At 56.2% G+C, this 6,413-nt stretch carries 4 protein-coding genes; all 4 read right to left on the reverse strand.

What is annotated here, in order from left to right; all coding sequences use genetic code 11:
• Positions 1-275: 275 nt before the first annotated feature.
• Positions 276-1,616 (reverse strand): McrC family protein, encoded by a 1,341-nt coding sequence (locus V6K60_RS04830; RefSeq protein ID WP_332449378.1) that lies wholly within the window; start codon positions 1,614-1,616, stop codon positions 276-278.
• Positions 1,585-3,792, reverse strand: coding sequence for an AAA family ATPase (locus V6K60_RS04835; RefSeq protein ID WP_332449379.1), 2,208 nt, complete (start codon positions 3,790-3,792; stop codon positions 1,585-1,587). The genes V6K60_RS04830 and V6K60_RS04835 overlap by 32 nt, the downstream gene beginning before the upstream one ends.
• Positions 3,793-3,873: 81 nt before the next feature.
• Positions 3,874-5,082: a multidrug effflux MFS transporter gene (locus tag V6K60_RS04840; RefSeq protein ID WP_332449380.1), complete on the reverse strand. Its 1,209-nt coding sequence runs from the start codon at positions 5,080-5,082 to the stop codon at positions 3,874-3,876.
• 310 nt (positions 5,083-5,392) lie between these two features.
• A partial coding sequence (locus tag V6K60_RS04845) for a class I SAM-dependent methyltransferase (RefSeq protein ID WP_332449381.1) occupies positions 5,393-6,413 on the reverse strand: 1,021 nt, incomplete at its 5' end.

Genomic DNA, 6,413 nt, shown 5'->3' on the forward strand with positions numbered 1-6,413 from the left:
TGGTCGCGTGCTGCTCAAGCAGGTCGAGGATCCGGCTGAACTTGTCCCCGTATTAAGCCATCTTCTCTCAGACAATAGCGTGCGTGGCCACAGTGTTTGATTCCGTCGCTGATGGCAGGCCGGATGCATCGCCGGTCTCTAATACGTCCTGACCTTCAGCCCCGGGAACGCCGTAGTATTCGACGGGCGTCCGGGCGCTTGCATCGCGGCTCACCGGGGGAAGGGTCGCGTCCTCCTCGTGTACCATCGGAAGGTGGCGGCGTTGTTAAGGACGCTCATCGCAGTGGGTTCACAACCTCTTTAAGTTCGCTGAGAAATCTTTGCCACCCTTCTTTACGATTGAGATCATGAGAGAGCCGAATTGCCCGGATCATCAGTGGAACGTCGGTTTCTGTTCCATCGGGAGAGCGCACCGGGAGGATTAAATCCCGCTTCTGTGCGAGAAGTGCCTCGGGGTAAAGGAGTATACATCTCCTGGCGTTGGTCTTTGTTGCATACGCATACATCTGGTAGAGATCTGCCTGTGAGATGCCTAGATTCCGGTCGTTCTGATCCAGCTGCTTATACTTGGTATCGATGACAACCTCGATCCGGGGGGCTCCGATGACGATATCCGGCCTTAAATTGAAGACCTCAGTGCCGCTCATATCTCTGGCGAGCCTGCCCACGGTTGCCTGCGATCTGATCGGCATATCACGCCCGAAGAAGTATGCCGGGTTTTCTGAGAGGACCGTGCTGATGAACTCTTCAAACAACCTCTCCATGGGGATCAGCAGCGAGAAGAATTCGACTTTTGAAGCCTGTAAGGTGAGGGAAGAGTTCGAGAGGAATATTTTGCACATCCGGATATAGGGCTCGAAGATGCGGTTGAGTCGGGAGAATGTAATACGATCGATCTCGGCTACAGAGACCGGCGTCAGCGTCACCGGATCGAGGAGATTTATGATCGAACGGAGCAACCGGATCGTTGCAAAGTCAGAAACCGTCCTCGACATAAGATAACACGTATACTTGAGGGTTCGATTCAGGAGGTTGTCAATCGAGAATTCGTGGTAAAGACAGGGGATAATGTGCATCCGGGCGGGGTTTATGTGGCGCTTGATGTCTATTCGCCCGCGGATTACCCGGAGTTCGTCTGAGTCCTGGATGTATTCTCGTTTTAGTGAATTCTTCATCGTGACCAACAGGTTCTTTGCAAAGAGATGAATGAAGACCTCGAAGATGTCCATCTTCCTGAGGTCAAGACCCGTCAGGTCTACTTCGGTGATGGGAACGTTTCTTGTATGGGAGAGCATCTTGAGGAGATTTCCGGCCACTGTAGATCTCTGTTCCCGATAACTCCCGTGTTTGAACAGTTTGGGAAAGATCTGAACGGTGAAGCCGCTGGCTCTTACTACTCCGACGTAGTTCAACGGTTTTATCGTGTTCCTGCCGATATCAAGGAATGGTTTTTTGTGGTTCAGAGAGTCCAGCAGTTCGATGGTTTTGTCGGTCAGGTAGAGAGTTTCTCCACTGAACGAATCCGTTTTTGAGGATCTGTAGGGGTATCTCCCGTACTCAAAGAGGGTTGCTACTGATCGGATCTCATTCATCTGGTTCGGCGCGTCCTTGTTCATGGTTCGTGTTCGCAAGCGCTTCAACTGCCATGAGGAACTCGTCACCGTACAGTCTCTCACGGACTTCGAAACCACGTTCATCTGGAGATATTTTGATGAATCTGCTCCCGACAACCTCGTTGAACCTGGCGGGCGCGTCATAGTAGTACTCCTGAAGGAGGGGAACGATCTCATGGTACCACGCGAAGCGTAGCATCTCAAGCGCATCATCTCGCGATCCGGTATCTCTTACTTTCATCAGATAACTGTGGCCGATCTGATGATCCCGGTCATAATTTGCTGTAATTCTCCCATTTATCGCTTCCAGGGCATCCGTAGCGATATCGATGATCTCCCTTGCCCCACCGTCTTTATTGCCTGAAATGTTCCTCAGGACATCGTAGTCGGGCATCATCTCGATGAAACCGAATCTACGTCGGAGCGCGGCATCGACGAGCGATATCGATTTATCGGCGGTGTTCATCGTGCCGATGATGTAGAGGTTCGGCGGGATTGCGAACTTCTCTTTGGAGTAGGGGAGGGTTATCGTGATCTCATGCTCCTCACCGTAGCGTTTGTCAGCCTCAAGGAGTGTGATCAGTTCTCCAAAGATCCTGGAGATATCCCCACGGTTGATCTCGTCGATGATGAGGTAGAAGGGCACCTCTGGCGCAACACTCAGTAGTTCTTTCTTCTCCTTGTCGTCAAGGGGTGGAATGCTCCCCGGTTCATTCCACCGGTTTTCAATCCTGGCCCTGTCTGCGAGCGCATTGAATGCACGGCGAGACAACGACTTGAAGATGCCGCCCTCCACGCGGTAGGTGAGGGTGCCGTCTTCGGTGGTGACTGGACGGAGACCTTCGATGAAATCCTCGTAGCCGAAGGAGGGATGAAAGGTGACGAACTCTTTGTTTGGAATTATCTCCCGAATTTTCTTCAACTCGATACCAAGTGACTCGTATGTCAGGCCTTCGGAAAGCGCGATGATCCGTTGCAGTTCGACCTGACTCAACTGTTTCAGGCCGCACGCCATTTGTATTCGCACCAGGATAGACTCTTTCAATCCGGGATCGTTCTTCATATCTTCAAATGACGGGCCGTTGAACTGCTGAACCACCTCAAATTCTATGGAGTCCGCTTCTTTTCGGATGCACCTCACCACCGTCGTGAACCTGCGCATCTTTCCGGCGGTATATGCCAGCGCTACATCGCTCTCCTGGAGCTCGTCATAGTATGTCTGCCAGTTTCGCCTCCCTTTCCAGTCGTAGAGGAAACGGGTTCCTGGGGCCATGTCCAGAATCTGGCCGTCTCTTGGCTCATAAATAGTCACGGAGAAGATCCGTTGATCGAGGAGCGAGTCTTCATGAACTTCATAGTCATGGGCGTTGAGATGTGAGATGTAGTTGTTCGCACGGTACGTCTTTCCCGTACCCGGAGGGCCGTACAGGATGACCTGTTTCTTGTGCGCGAGCAAGGTTGTTATTTCATCATCTTCGGTTGTTATGCCAGGCATTGGATCGATCTCACTTAATTTCAATCCGGGCAGTGCCCAGGCAATGCCCGCGACCGTCCATAGTGGGTGTTCGTCTTGCCATGTCCGTCTGAATGTTCTGGTTTCAGTAAGATCTGCCGCAAATTGTCCGGCCCATATGATGCCCTGACCATAACTCCCGGCAGCCGGAAAAGAGATGTCGTAGCCCACTTTCTGTGCAAAATCTCTCCATCGCGACTGCCTGTAGTCAACAAAACTCTCCGGGAAGAGAGCAGTCAGTAGAACGCTACACAGTGCTGCTGCAGCAGACCCGTTCGGTGAACCTTTTTTGTCCTGGTATCCAAGGCGTACCGCTTCGTCGGTAAATGCATCAATTCGGGCGGCTGCTTCGACATCGTCCTGTGGGAAGTCATTGATAAGCGTTTGAATTGTCAGAATTGCTGCTTTCTCTTCTTCGATGAACCTTCCGAATTGGATGATGTCAAATCTACTTCCCGATGCCCAGCAATTTTTTATGACCTTTCTGAACTCAGCAATATCCAGTTCCTGCCGCAAAAGAACCTGCTTCAACTGAGGGTAAAACGTTCTTCTGTTCTCGATCTCTTTAGATGCGAATTTATCTCCCAACATCTCAACGGTTGTGTTCTCATGCTCTGCTATTGCCTCAAGCAATTGTGAGAACCGCGTATCAAGATCCCGACCCATAACAAAACCCCTTCACAGAAGATCGGAGTCACGCGGCATTAATTTTGCCAATTGCCTTTTAGTTATCCTCGCCGGACCCGATCAGAACCTCACCAGCCCCCGTCTCACGATCAGCACCCACCCTGCAAGACACACAACCCCAACCGCCACGTTGATCACGCCCAGGGTGAAGACGAGGCTCCCTCCATCGAGGAAGACGAGGATCATCCCGGCGCTGCCGAAGACGAGGCCTGAGCAGTTGATCAGGGCGGATGCGGAGCCGGTGTCTTCCTTCTGCTGGTCGAGCATCAGGAACGCACCCGGAGGCCGCACAGAGCTCCCCATCAGGGACGCCGGGAAGAGGGCGAGGGCAAAGAAGAGCGGCCCCAGGTTCCCGAAGAGGCAGACGAGAACACCCCCGGCGATAATGACGGCAAAGCCGGACGCGACGATCGGCCGGCGGTCAACGTGCCGTGAGAGCCAGAGGTAGAGGAACGGGCCGGCTATCAGGGCAATGGCGTTGAGGGCGAAGTAGAGACTGTACCCCTGCTCCGAGAGCCCGAACTCCTCCTGGTAGATGTATGACGAGGCGGAGACGAACGCGAGCGATGCGGTGCTCACGAGCGAGAAGACGATGAGGAGCGAGGTGAAACCGGGGTTTTTGAGCACGGTCCCGAGCCGGCGAACGGACTGTGCCACGGTACCGGTATACCGCGAGGGGATGGTCTCCTGGAGGAGGAGGCCGCCGATCATCGAGACGACCCCGATGAGAGCGAGTGCCACGAAGAGGCCCCGCCACGATGTGTAGGGGAGCATGAACGCGCCGAGGACCGGGGCGACGGCGGGCGAGATGACGACCATCGACTGGACGAGCGCGAGGACCGACTCACGCTTCCTCCCGTCGTAGACGTCTTTGACCATCGCAGTCGCGACCGCAGCAGCGGCGCTCCCCCCGATTGCCTGGAGGATGCGGAATGCGATCAGGTGCCAGATCGCGAGCGACGCGGCGCAGCCGATGCTTGCGGCGATGTAGAGCGCGAGCCCGGCAAGCAGGACGGGTCGGCGGCCGTATTTATCGGAGAGCGGCCCCCAGAAGAGCAGGCCGAGGCTGAAGAAGAGGAAGAAGAGGATCAGGGTGAGGTTTGTCTCGCTCGCGGAGACGCCGAAGTAATCCCCCATGCCGGGGAGGGCGGGGAGGTAGAGGTCGGTCGAGAGCGGGACGAAGGCGGAGAGGAGAGCGATCAGAACAATCAGGCCATGATCTCCAAGGTATTTTTGAGATCTCCGGGTTCTGTCGGGGGGATAGTCCATGGGGGCGCCTCGGGGGGAAGGTATTGAAGAACAGGATCGCCGTTGGGCATCCCTGGCCCGGGTTGGCTTGCTGTCTTCTCCAGATTCTGTTTATACGTTGAACCTTCCCGTAGTTTTAGATTTGCACCCGGCGTTTGTCCAGGGCGGCGCCCACCGGGGGCGGGAGGGCCGTATGGGTGCGGGATCTTCGCTGCCGCATTCACCCCTCGTACGTTCAAGCCGTTCCTCCAAAGACCGGAGGCCCGTCCCATGATCGCTTCCTCCTCGCGTTCCTGCATCCGTTCCCTTCAGCACGGAGTTGCAGTACTGCCTATGCTTCCCGCCCGTAATGCATCGTAAAGAGCGTCGTCTGCTCGTCCGCATGGCAGGGCGAGTGGCAGCCGGGGGTGAACTCCGGGCCCAGGCATTCCGTGAAGAGGCTCTGCCACTGGCCCTGCAGCATATGGTAATCGGTCCTCACACCGCGGGGCTCGGTGAGGAACGAGATGACCTCCGTCATCAGGAAGAGGTCCACGCAGGCGACGGCCACGTCCACCGGGGCGTCGTGCGAGAAGACGGCATCGACGACGCCCCCGTAGGACTGGTAGACCGAGAGCGCAAGCTCCGGGGAGTACATCTCCGGTGTGTCGTTGTTTGCGTCCATCTCGAAGAGAACGAAGTGGTCGATCCAGGGTTTGAGCCGCGCAAGGTGGACCTTCTTCTGTTCAAGGGGCATGTGGTGGTAGGCAAGCGAACTGACGGCGAGATCGAACCGGTGATCGATGCTGCCGGAACAGTCCTGGATCCGGCTGTTCACGGTCGTTATGCGGGTATCGGGGAATGCTTCGCGGACGGTCTTCTCCGCAAGGGCGAGCATCGCAGGCGACGAGTCGATGAGGAGGACCTCGCCGATCCCGGCGACCTTGCCGGCGCCCTGCAGGTGCTCTAGCAGCGATACGGTGAGCCCTCCGTTGCCGCACCCGATGTCCATCATGGAGAATGGCTCATCGAACTGCGGCAGGGTGTTGCCGCACTGTGCAACGAACCGCTTTCGTGCCTCCTGCATCATGGGGACGCCGGCAAAGTGCATGAACGGGCGCGGGTCGGCAAACGCCACGGTGGGCATGGCGAGCCTTCCGTTATGGCGCTCGAGAAAGCCGAGGAGAAACCCCGCCGAGAGGAGATCGTCCTCCTCGGCAAGAGCGGCGGCGTTCAGCCACGTGATCCCCTCTGCGGCCCGCCCGTGTGCGGCAAGCACGGTTCCCATGTAGTAGTCGAAGGCAGAGAGCAGATTCGGCCGGATATCGCCGTCATAGGTGCCCGGCGCAGTCCCGTTCCTGAGAACCTCGTCG

The sequence above is a fragment of the Methanoculleus sp. genome (genome assembly GCF_036677455.1).
In the GTDB taxonomy this organism is placed as follows: domain Archaea; phylum Halobacteriota; class Methanomicrobia; order Methanomicrobiales; family Methanoculleaceae; genus Methanoculleus.